Source organism: Flavisolibacter nicotianae, from assembly GCF_003628535.1.
Taxonomy (GTDB): domain Bacteria; phylum Bacteroidota; class Bacteroidia; order Chitinophagales; family Chitinophagaceae; genus Flavisolibacter; species Flavisolibacter nicotianae.
The window spans coordinates 1-14,846 of sequence record NZ_RBCI01000023.1 but is presented as its reverse complement, the minus strand read 5'-3'; the positions used below and the strand labels follow the sequence as shown (position 1 = coordinate 14,846).

Here is a 14,846-nt window from a genome sequence, read left to right as displayed (position 1 = left end):
CAGCCCAATCTTCGTTTTGATTAACTTAGATTCAGTGTTCATATCTGACAGTTTTGGGGTTAACAATCAAGTGTCGTTACTTAAAGTTAATCCCGACTGTCAGATTAAATATTAACTTCTACATTTAACGGCCTAAGAGCTATTGCGGGCTGTTTTAATTCACTCGAATGAAAAAGCGGTGTTTTATTTGGACTTCTCACTTCCGTCTTGCATCTTTGTTAACATTCGTTAACATTCATTAACGATTATTAACGTTCATTTAGATGCTTGCTACCGTTCCCACAGGAGAACTGGAAATATCAATTGTCTTGCCTTTGTACCAGCCAAAGGGTGATTGGGCTGCGCAGTTTCTTGAAAACCAAAAGAAATTAAAGGCGTTGCTGCCACGATTTACCCTCTCCTACATCGCTGTGCATGATGGTCCGGTTGGTCCGGAACTAAAAAACGGGTTTGCATACATTCAGGCTTTCTGTCCGTATATTTTGTTTTATGCCTACGAGCAAAACAGGGGCAAAGGCTATGCCTTGCGCTATGGTGTGAGCAGAGCCACGGCACCTTTTACCGTGGTCATGGATTTCGACTTCCCTTTTGAATTGGAAAATATTCAGCAACTCATTGCAGAACTAGAAGCCGGTTCCGAAGTGGTGGCAGGAAGGCGGACCTCTCAGTACTTTGCCAGTTTGCCTTTCAAACGGAAAGTCATTTCCCGAAGTTGTTCTTTTTGCAACCAACTGTTTTTTGACCTGCCGGTAAACGACACACAAGCCGGTTTAAAAGGATTCAACCAAAATGGAAAGGCTGTGTTTTTGCAAACAGCGATTGACCAGTTTTTAGTGGACACCGAGTTTTTGCTCCGGGCAACTAAACGTGCGCTATCCATAAAGGTTATTGATCTTCACCTGCGAGCCCAGGTGTCTTTTTCCGATTTTAAATGCAAAGTCTTAAAAACGGAACTGCGAAATCTCTTTTCTTTATTGCGTCTCCAACGACGACTGCGAAAAGAAAAGCACGTCTCGTTCGGCCCATTACATTCTACCTCGATCAAAATGTCCAAAGCAAAATGAGCAACAAAACCCGGATGTCATGGACACGGAACGTTTTGTACAATGAGAAGTTGGGCTGGTCGCTCTGGTTTGGACTTTCTCTTTTTGCCGCTCTGCAGGCCATTGGCCTTCACGAGATCAACAACTTCCTGGTCTACCGCCACGTGTATGTTCACCTGATTCAACAGGTAAATTTATACCTCCCTTACCCGCAGGAGCACTACGATGTGAATTTGTACGGTCCTCTCTTTGGACTTGTGATTGCCCCGTTTAGCTGGCTGCCGGTAAATATGGGTGCGGTGCTTTGGGTTCTGTTCAATGTTTCTTTTCTGCTGTTTGCCATCTATCAACTGCCAATCCACCGGAAATGGAAAGCTGCGCTGGTCTTGTTGTGTGCACATGAACTAATGAACGCCAGTTCCTGGCTGCAGAGCAATGCCCTGATCTGCGGCTGTCTTCTTTTGGGTTTTGCCTACGTTCAACAGGCGAAAGAGGGACGTGCCCTTTTTTTTATCATGGCTGCGACATTCATTAAGCTGCTGGGGGTGGCTGGCTTTGCATTTTTCTTATTCAGCAACAAACCTTTTCGGTTTTTAGCATGGGCTGTTTTGTGGAGTTGCGTTTTTTTCGTGCTCCCGCTGTTGGTGGTTTCGTTTCCTTATTTAGTGCAATCTTACATAGACTGGTATGTTGCCATTCTGGCAAAACAGCAAAAGAATGACTCTTTGACGGCTCCAAACGTCTTGTACCAAAACGTGTCGGTTCTCGGCATGGTGCGGCGCATTTTTTACTTGCCGAAAATGAATGACCTTTTCGTTTTACTGCCGGCGTTTGCGTCGTTTTTAAGCCAGTTCCTTCCTGTTAGGGATTATAAAGATTTGCGCTATCGGCTTTACATCTTGTGCTCTGTGCTTTTAAGCACGGTCATTTTTAACTCAAGTTCTGAATCGCCAACATACATCGTTGCCATGCCAGGTCTTTGCCTCTGGTATTTGCTGCAACCCAAGACAAAGGCGGTGAACATCTTTTTTGGCGTGGTTTTTTTCTTGACAACCTTTTCATATTCCGATTTGTTGACACCGTGGTTTCGGGAACATGTGGCAAAACCTTTTTCTGTAAAGGCATTTCCTTCATTTGTCGTATGGATAGTCATTTTAGTGCAAATTCATAAAAAACAGTTTTTAAAAGCACTTTATCCCTTTCAGCTTGTGCTGTAATTGATGTATGAGTAAAGACCGGAAAATACTTTTAAGTTTTGATGTTGAAGAATTTGACTTGCCTTTGGAATATGGGCAGGCAATCTGTGTTGAACGACAATTGCAAGTCGGCTATGAAGGACTATTGGAATTGATGCCGTTACTACAGCAGCCTTTTGTAACAACAACCCTTTTTACGACTGCTTTTTTTGCGGTTTCTTATCCTGATACGGTGCAGGAATTGGCTTCTGGTCATGAGATTGCTTCACATGCCTTTTATCATTCATCCTTCTGCGAACAGGATTTGCGCACCTCAAGGGAGACCCTGGAAACAATCACAGGGCAACAGGTTTATGGCTTACGGATGCCGCGCATGAAGCATGTGCAGCCCGATGAGGTGAAGAGGGCAGGCTATCAGTACAACTCTTCCATCAACCCGACTTGGCTACCAGGCCGTTATAACAACACAAAGTTTCCACGTAAGCCCTTTGAAGAGCAAGGCATCCTACAGGTTCCTGTTTCAGTCACTCCACGCCTTCGAATACCGCTGTTCTGGCTTGCGTTTAAAAACCTGCCATATCACCTATTCCTGCGGCTTGCTCTTTCTACGTTGAAAAAAGACAATTATTTGCTGCTGTATTTCCATCCCTGGGAGTGGGCTGATTTGTCTGCTTTTTCCGCTTTGCCGGTTTATGTAAAGAAGGGAGGCAGGAGAGTGTTATACGAAAAGATAAAACGCTTGCTGTACGATCTTTCAAATGAAGGGGATTTCTGTACCATTGACAAGTTTAGTAAAACCTGCGTTCAACAACCATAGCAAGTACACCGTAAGCCTGTCAAGGATTAAATTAAAAAAAACGGGCAATTGACGTCTGGACCAGGTGTCGGCACTTCTATTTACACCGACTTCCGTTCTTCTTTCTTTTCGGATGGTTTCATGTGTGCGTTGCTGCAAGGGTAACTTTTGCAACTGTTTCCTTTCATTTTGGCCTCCATAACGACCTGAACAACAAAAATGTGCTAAAATGGAGAACTCCTCACAAAGAAGGGTTCCGTATTGCAGACGGTCTGCTGTTTCGAATGGTACGGGCAAGAGTTGTTTTTAAATGGGTTGTAAGGGTGAAATGTTGTTTGAAAAGAGACGTCCTACTACATGGGACGCCTCATAAAAGCATAAAAGAAAACGATAGTTTGCAAAAACAAAGCCGCACCATTTTCTGGTGGCAAGATGTCTTTAAGGCGGCACGCCAGGCGAGGTTCTGCTTTACAGTCGTTCAGTTCTGGCAATTCATAAATCTCTACCGTTGAAGTTCAACAGTTTAGGTTACGTCTCTTGCCGACTGAACTTATCCACAATTTTTCAGTTGTTGAACGGCAATGGTTACCTTCCGGCTTCCAAAACTATCCGCTATGATTACTTTTCGTGTGCTTGTGGTTGATGATGATCCTGATGATCGGGACTTATTAAGGGAAGCGCTCGAAGAGGCCGGCATTGAGCCTATTCTCTCTTTAGCGTATGCGCATGAGGTGTTTTCCTATTTGCAGGGTGTGGAGCAGGATGAGGATTTACCCGTTTTAATCGTAACGGATTTGAATATGCAGGGTATTTCCGGGCTTGAACTGCTCTGTGCCTTAAAAGGAATGCAGCGCTACCAGCATATCGCCGTGGTGGTGTATTCCACATCTTCACATGCGATGGATGTTCGAAACTGCCTGACAAGCGGGGCGTCAGAATACATCACTAAGCCAAACAGCATCTCCGGTTTCCCGGCAGTGACGGCAAAACTCAAAGAATTTGTTTACTGATTAGGACATTAATATTTCCCTGCGCGTTGATAGAAGAACGGCAATGAAGAACCAAAAAGAATAAACCCTTTCCAATGTGGAAAGGGTTTTTCCATGACAGGTGATTTGCTGTCATCAAAAAGGTTAGCGAAGACGTTGTGTACAGGGACGCAAGCCTTGCGATAGAGGATGCAAACGCTGCACCAATATTTCAAGTTGTCGGATTATTTCGAATGGCCTGCTCGGCAGGATGACCCATTCCACCTCTGTGCAGGAGTTTGGAAATTGCAATCAGCCGCTTTCGCTCCTCCTGTACATCCTGCCAAGCTGCCCCGTTGAGCAGGGCATTGGACAAGGCCTGCATGTGCCGGTCGTAAAGTGCACTTAGGGTCGCCACGTCCAGGTTTTCCAATTCTCTTTCCATCATCACACCTACGTTTTCTGTACAACACTTACAACTTTTTGTAAGCGGTTCTCCTTCTTTTTTGACAAAAGTTGTGCCTGTACAATAAGGGTTGAAAAACAGTGGAAAACTAAGGAGGTTGGGGGAAAGCAAAAGCCCCAACTGAAAAGCAGGGGCGCAACCAAAACTAACTGCTTATGAGTGCCGTAAATTTATGGGTTATCCCTCAACTCAGCAATACACCAGTGACGTTTAATTGTCACATTTGAAGGCTTGGCTCTTCCTTGCCGGTAGAGGAAATTGCAAGGAATTGTTGATGAGTTTGGCAAGAGAACACGCAGTGGATTTCTTCTATATTACCGACTACCGTTTACCTTGCTTTAGGCATTCAGATTGCATGATTGGATGTTCAATCTCGAACCGATGACGCTACACCAGTTCCGTTCCCTTTCCGAAGACGTGCAACGAAGAATAATCCAACAAAACGGTGTTTTTCTGCTTGGTCGAACAGGCGTAGGGATCACTGCCAAATTATATCAACTCAATGGCTTTTATGTGGAAATGTTCTGGGATGAGAAGATGGCGGAGGTGGTGCATCTTGTTTCTTTTGACGACCCTGCAAAACTGGAGAATTATTTTCACCTGGTGCTCGTCTCTGAACTACAGGCATTACTAAGGCTGTAGAGAAACAGTTGTTTTACATCAAGAATTTATTTCAAAATAGATTGGATAGGCGCAGTACCCTTAATCAGTAAGTTTTTGTGTGGGTTGAATTGTTGCCTATCCTTTTTATGGCAGATGTCTCAATCATCCAATTGAATTGTGCAAACGATTTCCCAAAGTACAGGCTGCGTAAAGACGTGAATGTAAAAATTCAAGGGAATTTACTTTTGGAGCGGTAATTGATAATTCTACACTGGTTTTTCATAGGATATTGGATTTTACACGAGGCTGCATTTCCATGCAGCCTTTTTGTTTACCTAGAATATTTTACAAAAGGAAACAATTGTGCGAAATGGCTATTCCATCTCATTTAAAGCTACCATACCCCTTCGCTATTTTTTCTCAACCAAATAACAACCAAAATATTGTAAAAATTCCTGCACTCCCAAGCTGTAAAAATCCGTCAAGTTAACTTTGCGCCGGTATTACCTAACAAGCACACCAATCCATGAAAAGCAGCTATACCATCCTCTATGTAGACGATGACCGCGATGACCTAATGCTCATCGCTGACGCCTTTGAAAAATACACTGAACACCTTACAGTCGTTCATGCCTACAACGGCATTGAAGGACTTTCTGCCCTGAAAAAGATGAACGAAACAGATTCCCTGCCTTGCTTGGTAATTTTGGACATCAACATGCCCAGAATGGATGGCAAGGAAATGCTGAGAAGGCTTCGCAGCCACAGCGATTTTAAATACCTACCGGTGATCCTGTTCAGTACGTCCAACAGCTCAAAAGATAAACTGTTTGCAGAAGAACATCACGCTGATTTCATCACCAAACCGGTGAACTTTTCCAACATACAGTCGTTGGTTGCAGAATTTGTCAGCCGGTGCAAATTAGAGTTGGTTAAATGAACTGAATAGAAGGAGGCGCCCTCTGCAGCTTTCACTTCCCAAAATAGAAATGGTTACCTTCCCAATTGTTTCATTCATCGAAACGGAGCCAGGTAACCTTTTTTGCTGGTTTTATTTTTGCGTAATCGTTAGACACTCTTAACCAGTTTGTTATCTTTAAATGAACGCTACACCCAATTCCAATCCTGCAGGCAACCGCACAGCCGGAAATGAACCATTGCATTCCGGTAAGGGCCGAAAAAGTGTAGAAGAACACGAAGAGCTTTTGCGCATTGCCCTTGAAGGTGGCGACCTGGGCTATTACGATTATTACCCGCAAACCGGCGAATTAATTTGGTCGGCCCGGACCAAAGCCATGTTTGGCCTACCACCAGAGGCCGAAGTCGATTATAATATCTATGTAAAAGGACTTCATCCAGAGGATAAGCAGCGGAGTGATGCAGCCGTGCAAAAAGCCATGCAACCGGAAAGTGGTGGCTTGTACGAAAATGAATACCGGACAATTGGCATTACAGACGGCAAGACCCGGTGGATTCGGTCAAAAGGAAGGCTTTATTTCGATGAGGCCGGAAAGGCCATTCGTTTTTCTGGCATTACCCAAGACATCACGGAGCGAAAAAATGCAGAAGAGCGACTTGCCGACAGCGAAAAGCGCTACCGCCAAATTTTTGAGGGCACACCGGTTTCTATTTGGGAAAAAGACTTCTCCAAAGTTGTTATTGAACTGCAACGGCTGAAGGAAAAGCATGGAGCCACTCTCTATTCCTATTTGCACCAAAACAGGGATGAAGTTCACCGTTTGATGTCATTGGTAAAAATCAAAGACACCAACGAGGCATCGCTCAAGATGTTTGATGCCGAGAAAAAAGAAGACTTGCTGAAAGGTCTTGCAGTTCTTTTCACGCCTGAAACCCTTCCCGTTTTTACCAATGAACTGTTGGCTATCGCAAACCGGCAGGAAGACTTTGAAAGTGAATATCCGCTTCAAACGCTGAAAGGCAGGAAAATCTGGTGTTTGGTAAAAACCAGGTTGCCACAAAACGATGACTATAGCCGTGTGCTGGTTTCCCGTTTCGACATTACGGACCGCAAGAAAGCCGAAGAGAGTCTTAAGGAAAGTGAGGCTTTTAACCGCACCATACTGGAAAACAGTCCTGATTGCATTAAGATATTGAATGCTGAAGGCCGCCTGCAGTTCATCAATGTAAACGGCCAGGAGCATTTGGAATTGGATGACTTTGCCCAAGTTGCTAGCAAATGCTGGTGGGAGCTTTGGGATGTAAAAAACGAAGAGAAAGTGAAGGCTGCCATCCAAAAAGCCATGAATGGTGAAAAAGCGCAGTTTCAAGGGGCTGCTCTAACAGCCAAAGGCACGCTTAAATGGTGGGACGTTGTCGTTTCACCCGTTATTGAACAAAACAATAGTGAAAAGCCAAAGCGGCTGATTGCCGTTTCCAGAGACGTTACCAACCAAAAACAAGCGGAAGAATCCATCCGCAGGAGTGAGGAACGTTTCCGGGGCACATTTGACAACGTCGCCGTCGGCATTGCGCATGTGGGTCTGAATGGCAAATGGCTGATGGTAAATGAACGCTTGTGCCAGATTGTAGGGTACACAAAAAAGGAATTGCTGTCGAAAACATTCCAAGATATCACCTACCCTGAAGACCTGGAAACCGACCTGCAATTGCTGCAGCAATTGCAGGAGGGCACCATTGAGACCTACTCAATGGAGAAACGCTACTTTCACAAAAGCGGTTCATTGGTTTGGATAACCCTGACTGTCTCGCTGCTGCGGGACGGCAGTGGTGCACCGAACTATCAGATTGCCGTTATCCAGGACATTACCTTGCGCAAGCAAGCTGAAGATGCACTGAAAGAAAGTGAAGACCGCTTTCGCGCCCTTGCTGAAACCTTGGAACACGTTGTTGACGAACGAACCGAGGCACTGCAGCGTTCCAACGAAGACCTGCAGCAGTTTGCCCACGTAGCCAGTCATGATCTGAAGGAACCCGTGCGCAAAATCAGAACCTTCAGCGACCGCCTGCACACTGAGTTCGAAGGCATCTTACCGGAAAGAGCAAAGCTTTACCTGTCCAAAATAGAAACGTCTGCAGAACGCATCTACGCTATGATCAATGGTGTGCTGCTGTATTCTTCTCTTGATGCCGACGATCAGGTTTTTGAAGAAGTAGATCTCGCAAAAATCATCGGTGAGATCGCTACCGATCTGGAGGTACTCATTTCCGAAAAATGCGCCGTGCTACACCGAAAGCAGTTACCTCATGTAAAGGGCTCGCCGGTACTGCTCTATCAGCTTTTTTACAACCTAATCAACAACTCGCTCAAATTCGCCAAGCCATCTGTTGCGCCTGAAATTTCCATTAAGGCCGAAGAAATTGGAAACAAAAAATATTGGAAAGTAATCGTTGAGGACAACGGCATTGGCTTCAGTCAAGAGGAAGCGACACACATTTTTCAAACGTTTACCCGCCTGCATGCAAAAGACAAATACGAAGGAACGGGTTTGGGCTTGGCTTTGTGTAAAAAGATTGTGGAGCGACACAGTGGCAGCATTGAAGCGGAAGGGATTGAAGGTAGAGGTTCAAAATTTACCGTTACTTTGCCTGCCTAAATTCAATACCATGAAAAACGGCCCGATACTTATTATTGATGATGACGAAGATGACCGCGAGCTCATTAGCGAGATTCTTGAAAGCATAAGTGTACCCAACAAGCTGCTTACGTTCAGCAACGGCAAAGAAGCTCTTACCTACCTAAAGGAATTAGAAGGTGGCAATGAAACGCAGCCTTTTTTAATCCTCTGCGACATCAATATGCCGGTAATGAACGGCTTGGAACTGCGGCGCCAGATCAACGAAAGCAAAGAGCTTATTGAGCGCAGCATTCCATTTGTGTATTTAACTACGACCGCCACCAAAGCAAACCTAGCCGAAGCTTATGAGATGAGCGTTCAGGGCTTTTTTGAAAAAGATTACCGCGTCCAAAACCTCACGCAGACCTTACAAAGGGTTTACGATTATTGGCAGCACTGCAAGCACCCGAATAACTAACCAAACGAAGTTTTCAGACGCTCTTTGTTTACAAGTCGCCTTTCCGTTTGGCGGCCGCCTCACAAAATGACTGTGCATGTTGCTTCATGCCCTGCATAGTCAAGCCTTTTGTAAAGCAAAGGTCTGCGCCCTTACATTGCAACTCTTCTGCTTTGGCAGCCGTAATATGTGAAGAATAAATCCCAAGAGCTGTTTTGTCGTAAGCATGGTCGGCCCGGAGAATTTGCACAGCCTCTGCTCCCTTCATGCCTGGCGCCTGATGATCCAGTACAATGAGGTCTGGCTTTGGCTGGTTTTTTTCCTTTAACCCTTCCAAAAGTTCAGTCACGCTGTGATACATCAAAATTTCTTTGGCGCAATCTACCATTGCAAAGGCATCTTGCAAGTTTTCCAAATCATCGTCATCGTCGTCCACGATATACACACGATATTTTTCCATTTTTCACCTCTTCCTTACTCCTTTCTCATCAAATAGTATTCTCAAATTGGCAGCGTAATCAAGTTTAAACAAAAAACCACGAATAAGAGTTCTCTTTAGAAGAAATGCTGATAAAAAATAGGCTGATTGGTCATTTTCCTTAAAAAGAAGGGAGAAAAGCAGTGAAAAGGTGGTGAAAAATTTTCACGGTGTCTACACAATTTTGAAACGAGCTAAGCAGCAAAACCTTGTTTTTCGAGCAAGGAGCCGACTTCCCTTGCAAGTTGGGTTTCTCGTTTTTGGCCTTTGTCCAGCCAAAGGATGCTACCTGAATCGGCTACTGTTTTTTCAAGGTTCAAAGGAACATAGGAAATTTGCAGCAAGTAATTGTTGCCTTCCCGTGTGCCAGCCACCTTTTTGCCAAAATAATCCAGTGTGAAGTCTAGCTTTTCCACGATGGCAAAGGTTCAACCACCATGCCGCAAAAACCACAAGAATTATTAAAAAGCAAAACAAACGGCCCTTCAAATGAAGGGCCGTATTCTATTTCCACATGCTGCTGTTTATGCAACAGAGAAACACGGATCTGTTTTCATTTTCAGGAAATCATCCCTAAAGGTGTAAAATATGATAAAGCTGCTTTTTTTAAGAAGGTACAAGCATCGTACCGTACTAACCTGAAAAGGGGGTTTTTATTTCGCATTCGGCCTTCGGCTCACCAAAAGCAACGCCACGCCGCCTACTACAGCGATACCACCGGCAAACCACGGCCGGGTAATGGTTTTGTTCTCCGTAGTACTGATGTCAACTTTATCGGTATCCAGCACTTTTTTCTTTGTTTGAAAGCGAAAGCCACCCGTTATCGTCATCGCAACACCAAGCAAAATGAGCAAAATACCGGCGATACGCATACAAATGGTTTACTCTTTTTCACGACTTGCCTGGTAGTTGATACCGCTTTCGGCGATTTGCGTGAGCAGCAGGTCGGCCCCTTTTTCTTCTTCCAGCGTTTGGCCCAGGAGGTCTTTTGCCTCGCCATAGCCAAGGGTTTTTGCCAGTTGCGCCAGCCCGCCATAAGTCGCTATTTCATAGTGCTCCGCTTTTTGGGCGGCGAAGACGATGCCCACGTCTCGCTGTGCACTGCCTTCATCGGTTTCATCAACAATGTCTTCGCCTTCTTCAAAAATGCCTGCCATTGCCGGGCATTTTTTGGCTTCGGCTTTTTCACCTATCAGTGCAAACACTTTTTCAAGCCGCTCGACATGCGTTTTTGTTTGCGAAAGGTGATTAGCTAAGGCATCTTTCAGTTGTTGGGTGGTAGCGGCATCAGCTAACTTGGGCAGCTTTTTCACGAACTTTCTTTCAGCCCAGTATATGTCCTGCAACTGCTCTATAAAAAATGCTTTCAGCTTTGAATTCGTTGCAGTGTTAAGAGGTGCAGTTTCCATACAAAATTGTTTGACAAGAACTTTCTTAAAAGATGATGCCAAAGCAAAGGATTTGCCTTCCACCTTCTTCTTTGTATTGGCCCCAAAATGGTAAGAACGTAATGAAAGTCGCTACCCGCCGATAAGACGTATGGGTTTTTAGCGGCCATAAGTAAAGAAAATGAAACTCGAACAAGCCATCGCCCTGCGTGAGCAATATGCTAATTTAATCGGACAAAAAGCGAAAGACTTGGATGCACACGTCTTTGACGTCCTTGTGGTGCCGGTGGACGGTTTTCAACGCTTTATAAGTGAATACCGGGATAATTTGGAAGACGTATCCAACGACGAAATGCTACTGGACTTCCCCTCCCGCGAGTACACTGTAAAAGTGCTTTACGATACAGACCCTGAGTTTGTGGATTTATATACCGATGATTTGTACGAATTTTTGAAAAACCAGCAGTAAATTACTATGTGAGGTTTTATTTCTTTATCAAAGCATCATACCCATGTCCGCCTGACAAGAATAGTAGGTTGCAGGTGCTGTTCAATTTTGGTGGCGCCCATAATTAGATGTTCAAACATCCAATTAATTTCTTTTAAAGAAGGACAAAACGGCTATCTTCAATTTGTCGCTTTTGGTGGTGTACTCATATTACAAAGTAGGCAAGTAACAGGAAAGCGCAAACCGATAACTGCTATACCATACGAATGCGATGACTCTTCACGAATTTTGTACAACCACAGAAACCCAGCACAAATCAGTCATTTTGGTTCAGGGCAACTTCTTGATGAAAAGGACCGCCGGAAAGTTTGTTACGCTGCTTTACCAACTGATACCAAACCGCTATCAAGGCGGGGGAAGAGTCGTAACTTAAGGGATGAAAAGGGTCGTTGCATTAAAGCCGCACTTGAGTGTGGAGCAGATTCGAGAGCGGCTGTATGGGAGTAAAAATGGTCATCATGCTTCTTATTGGCAGCTTATTCTCACCATCAGTTTAAACCCGGGCAAATCCACCAAAGAATACTGTGGTTATCTGGGTATTTCCGATACGAAATTTTACCACGTTGTTTCGTTTTACAATCAGCACGGTGCTTTGTTTTGCGAGGCTTTGCAGTGGGGCGGCCGGCGGGAAAAGCGCTGCCTGCTAAGTGTTGAGCAGGAGGAAACACTCCTTCAAAGTTGGGAAGCCACGGCCCTGGAAGGCGGCGTGCTGGTAGCAAAGCAACTGCGCCAGGCGGTGGAACAAAAGATTGGTCACCGGGTCTCGGATGATTATCTGTGGGATTTGCTCAAGCGGCATGGCTGGCGTAAGAAAACTCCTCGGCCCGAACATCCCAGGGCCGCAGCGGTCAAAGAAAAAAGAGAAGCGTTTAAAAAAAAGTTCCCCACCTCCTTGAAGGACAAAGAACAGAGGCAAAGCCCCTAAAAGTGTTCTTTGAAGATGAAGCCCGCTTTGGTCGCATTAATAACGTCAGCCGCTGCTGGGTGCCTGCAGGTAAAAGAGCCACAGTGAAAAAGCAAATCGTCAGAGAACACAGTTATGCTCTTTGTGCCGTGTGCCCTTTACAGGGAGAAAGTTACAGTCTGATCTCACCGGTGTGCAATACCGCTGCCATGAATGAACTGCTCCAAGGGTTGAGTACAACGTATGCTGATGAAGCAATCCTCCTCTTTGCCGACAGTGCCGGCTGGCACCAGAGCAGGGAATTGATTAAACCGGCCAACATCCAATTGGAGCTACTGCCCCCTTATAGTCCGGAACTTAACCCCACCGAACACCTCTGGGATTACATCCGTGAACAAAAGGGCTTCAATAATCATCGCTTTGATTCTCTGGATGAACTGGAAAATCATTTGGAACAAGTCCTTAAAAACCTCAACCAGGAAAAAGACTACATCAAATCCCTCTGCACATTTGAGTGGATGATAAACCCGCCTTGATAGCGGTTTGGTATGAGTGATTTTTATGTTGAGGTTATTCATGACCCCACCCAAAAAAAAAATCCTGATCAGATGCGTTGCTTTACAGTAGAAAACATAGACGACTATCTTCAGCAAGTGAACATTACAGAGAGCATTAATCTACTTAACAACCAGAACAAATAAATAAGGTTTCCGTAATCGGTAGGTCAAAAAGCGTCAGGCCTTGAACCAGTGCCTTTCAATCAATATGGATTGGACGGCACCTCTATAAAAAGCAGTAAGCTTCTTCCGTTTTCCTTGAGCTTTTCCCAATGCTTTATTTTCAGTAGGCGTTGCAAGGCCGCAATATAGCCATTGTCCTTTCGCCTTGTCGTATCCAGTGCAACAGCGTCCAGTAGTTTTCCTTGTATCGTTATCTTTAGTTGCACATCACACGCAAAAAAATAATGGACAGATCGCTATTAAAATCACCACCCTAATATTCTTTGTTCCGACCACATGTATCTCAGCTCAACTATAAACTTTCAAAGTGCGTGCCGTTTTAGCGCAAGGAACCGGACAAAGCTGGTTTTCTATTGTTAGATTCAACCACTTTAGTTGTTTTGATGTAAGCAAAGCGTGATCATTCGTGTCACCGTCTCTACAAGAAACTGGAAATTTACCGGTTTAACAAAATAGGGAGCACCGTATTGTTCAAAAAACATTTTATCCAACTTACTGGACGACGTACTGAAGATAACAACAGGAATCTTCGCAAGGTTTGGGTCTGCTTTAAGAGCCACAATGGTTTGTTTGCCATCCATTTTGGGCATGTTGACGTCCAACACAATCAGGCAAGGAAGTTCACCTGTGTTCTGCATATTCTGCAATTTCTTTAAGCCATCTTTCCCGTTGTCCGCTAAGACGATGGTATGATCTATGCCAATAGTGGAAAGAGCATCCAATACCAATTCTAAATCATCCCTATCGTCATCTACCAGCATCACCTTCTTACAAATCCTCATACTCACGTTTAATCAACCTGTGCAATTATAAAGCCAAACGGAGGCTGATCAATGTAACTGCTTGAGTGAAAGTAACATGAGAATGCCTGCTGTGGTATATATAAAGACTTTGGGAATGTCTGTTTTGCATTTTTAGTATGGTTAGGTGGCAAAACGACAGAATCACTGTGATCCTAACTGCTAACTATACATTCTTCATGGTTTACAATTGAAAATAATTGGTTTTCTGCATAAGATTGTGTGATCTTCTCTTGCTCCAATCTCAAATTATTATCCCGCAAGTATTGATAAAGCCTATACTCTTCATCAGTCAACATCTTTAAGTTTTGATTCGAACATGGCACCCCTTTTCCAGCTCCAAAGTAACTTAAGGTTCGTTGATCCATCATTACGGACACATTATTTGGGAAATAGGTTCGAAACTGATTTAAGATTTGAAAGCCGTGCGCATCGATGTCGCCCCAGTAATAGAAATTCTTTCAAATAACTAACGCTAAAGCCACCTCCACTCCAAATTGCTATGGTTTTTGGCATTAATGGAAGAGTAAGAAAGTTCATTAAGTTTTTTGTCACCAAAACCTTTTTGCATGGAAATTCAAAATCTGTAAACTCGGACAAAGGCAGAGACATATCACTAACTTTAGATAGCGGTGATATGTCTTTGTCAAGAAATCGAATTCTAATTAATGGTTCAGCGTATTTTAAATTTAACCTTAATTCAAAGCTTACTTCATTACAAGTAATGCAGTCTGGAATTAGAAACTCTAGAAGAGATTGAATTAATGATTTATTCGCCTGAATGTATTTCGTATGGACATCAATTGGCAATTGTCTGATATAAAGATTGGGCTGAGGGTTTTGTAAGCTCCCCCTGAATTCGCTGCGTTTAAAAGTATAAAATCAGTTGTTTTCTTTTGGTTTAAACATAGGAATTTGGATTTTATGGTATTCAACTGGCGGCACGAAGCCCAAGGCCTGGTG

The 14,846-nt window shown here is 44.1% G+C and carries 17 protein-coding genes and 1 pseudogene; 11 read left to right on the top strand and 7 right to left on the bottom strand.

Features of this window, described 5'->3' with window-relative positions; translation table 11 throughout:
* Positions 1 to 263: 263 nt before the first annotated feature.
* The 4 genes from D6024_RS25785 (at position 264) to D6024_RS25765 (ending at position 4,045) form a co-directional block, all read left to right on the top strand.
* Positions 264 to 1,064, top strand: coding sequence for a glycosyltransferase (locus tag D6024_RS25785; RefSeq protein ID WP_121357713.1), 801 nt, complete (start codon positions 264 to 266; stop codon positions 1,062 to 1,064).
* On the top strand, positions 1,061 to 2,260 hold the full coding sequence (locus D6024_RS25780) for a glycosyltransferase family 87 protein (RefSeq protein WP_162945039.1): 1,200 nt from the start codon (positions 1,061 to 1,063) through the stop codon (positions 2,258 to 2,260). Before D6024_RS25785 ends, D6024_RS25780 begins: the two co-directional genes overlap by 4 nt.
* Positions 2,261 to 2,267: 7 nt before the next feature.
* On the top strand, positions 2,268 to 3,056 hold the full coding sequence (locus D6024_RS25775) for a polysaccharide deacetylase family protein (RefSeq protein WP_121357711.1): 789 nt from the start codon (positions 2,268 to 2,270) through the stop codon (positions 3,054 to 3,056).
* Positions 3,057 to 3,649: 593 nt separating this feature from the next.
* Positions 3,650 to 4,045, top strand: coding sequence for a response regulator (locus D6024_RS25765; protein ID WP_162945038.1), 396 nt, complete (start codon positions 3,650 to 3,652; stop codon positions 4,043 to 4,045).
* Positions 4,046 to 4,235: 190 nt separating this feature from the next.
* Here the strand turns inward: D6024_RS25765 and D6024_RS25760 are convergent, their stop codons facing one another.
* Positions 4,236 to 4,451, bottom strand: coding sequence for a hypothetical protein (locus D6024_RS25760; protein ID WP_121357708.1), 216 nt, complete (start codon positions 4,449 to 4,451; stop codon positions 4,236 to 4,238).
* 399 nt (positions 4,452 to 4,850) lie between these two features.
* On the opposite strand from D6024_RS25760, the gene D6024_RS25755 reads away from it, so the two are divergent.
* The 4 genes from D6024_RS25755 to D6024_RS25740 all read left to right on the top strand — a co-directional run bounded on the left by D6024_RS25755 (position 4,851) and on the right by D6024_RS25740 (position 9,086).
* Complete coding sequence (locus D6024_RS25755; RefSeq protein ID WP_162945037.1) at positions 4,851 to 5,111, top strand: hypothetical protein; 261 nt, start codon at positions 4,851 to 4,853, stop codon at positions 5,109 to 5,111.
* A gap of 487 nt (positions 5,112 to 5,598) precedes the next feature.
* Positions 5,599 to 6,012: a response regulator gene (locus D6024_RS25750; protein ID WP_121357706.1), complete on the top strand. Its 414-nt coding sequence runs from the start codon at positions 5,599 to 5,601 to the stop codon at positions 6,010 to 6,012.
* Positions 6,013 to 6,172: 160 nt separating this feature from the next.
* Positions 6,173 to 8,647, top strand: a complete 2,475-nt coding sequence (locus D6024_RS25745; RefSeq protein WP_121357705.1) for a PAS domain-containing sensor histidine kinase — start codon at positions 6,173 to 6,175, stop codon at positions 8,645 to 8,647.
* 10 nt (positions 8,648 to 8,657) lie between these two features.
* On the top strand, positions 8,658 to 9,086 hold the full coding sequence (locus D6024_RS25740; RefSeq protein WP_121357704.1) for a response regulator: 429 nt from the start codon (positions 8,658 to 8,660) through the stop codon (positions 9,084 to 9,086).
* Positions 9,087 to 9,114: 28 nt separating this feature from the next.
* Here D6024_RS25740 and D6024_RS25735 read toward each other — a convergent pair whose 3' ends face one another.
* The 4 genes from D6024_RS25735 to D6024_RS25720 all read right to left on the bottom strand — a co-directional run bounded on the left by D6024_RS25735 (position 9,115) and on the right by D6024_RS25720 (position 10,952).
* Entirely contained in the window at positions 9,115 to 9,525 is a 411-nt protein-coding gene (locus D6024_RS25735) for a response regulator (protein WP_121357703.1), read from the bottom strand.
* Between the two features lie 212 nt (positions 9,526 to 9,737).
* Positions 9,738 to 9,959: a hypothetical protein gene (locus tag D6024_RS25730; RefSeq protein WP_121357702.1), complete on the bottom strand. Its 222-nt coding sequence runs from the start codon at positions 9,957 to 9,959 to the stop codon at positions 9,738 to 9,740.
* A 237-nt stretch (positions 9,960 to 10,196) separates the two neighbouring features.
* Positions 10,197 to 10,415 carry a hypothetical protein gene (locus D6024_RS25725; protein WP_121357701.1) on the bottom strand — a complete coding sequence of 73 codons (219 nt, stop codon included), beginning with the start codon at positions 10,413 to 10,415 and terminating at the stop codon, positions 10,197 to 10,199.
* A 9-nt stretch (positions 10,416 to 10,424) separates the two neighbouring features.
* Positions 10,425 to 10,952 carry a YciE/YciF ferroxidase family protein gene (locus D6024_RS25720; RefSeq protein ID WP_121357700.1) on the bottom strand — a complete coding sequence of 176 codons (528 nt, stop codon included), beginning with the start codon at positions 10,950 to 10,952 and terminating at the stop codon, positions 10,425 to 10,427.
* A 160-nt stretch (positions 10,953 to 11,112) separates the two neighbouring features.
* Here D6024_RS25720 and D6024_RS25715 point away from each other — a divergent pair, with 160 nt between their 5' ends.
* From D6024_RS25715 to D6024_RS25705, 3 genes are all read left to right on the top strand, one after another.
* The gene (locus tag D6024_RS25715; protein ID WP_121357699.1) at positions 11,113 to 11,400 is read left to right on the top strand and encodes a hypothetical protein; all 288 of its coding nucleotides are present in this window, start codon (positions 11,113 to 11,115) and stop codon (positions 11,398 to 11,400) included.
* Between the two features lie 415 nt (positions 11,401 to 11,815).
* The gene (locus D6024_RS25710; protein WP_121357698.1) at positions 11,816 to 12,364 is read left to right on the top strand and encodes a winged helix-turn-helix domain-containing protein; all 549 of its coding nucleotides are present in this window, start codon (positions 11,816 to 11,818) and stop codon (positions 12,362 to 12,364) included.
* Positions 12,365 to 12,366: 2 nt separating this feature from the next.
* Entirely contained in the window at positions 12,367 to 12,879 is a 513-nt protein-coding gene (locus D6024_RS25705; RefSeq protein WP_121357697.1) for an IS630 family transposase, read from the top strand.
* A gap of 575 nt (positions 12,880 to 13,454) precedes the next feature.
* On the opposite strand, the gene D6024_RS25700 is transcribed toward D6024_RS25705, so the two are convergent.
* Positions 13,455 to 13,865 carry a response regulator gene (locus D6024_RS25700; RefSeq protein WP_121357696.1) on the bottom strand — a complete coding sequence of 137 codons (411 nt, stop codon included), beginning with the start codon at positions 13,863 to 13,865 and terminating at the stop codon, positions 13,455 to 13,457.
* 173 nt (positions 13,866 to 14,038) lie between these two features.
* Positions 14,039 to 14,714: pseudogene (locus tag D6024_RS27685) on the bottom strand (Wadjet anti-phage system protein JetD domain-containing protein); the annotation flags it as partial.
* Between the last annotated feature and the right edge of the window lie 132 nt (positions 14,715 to 14,846).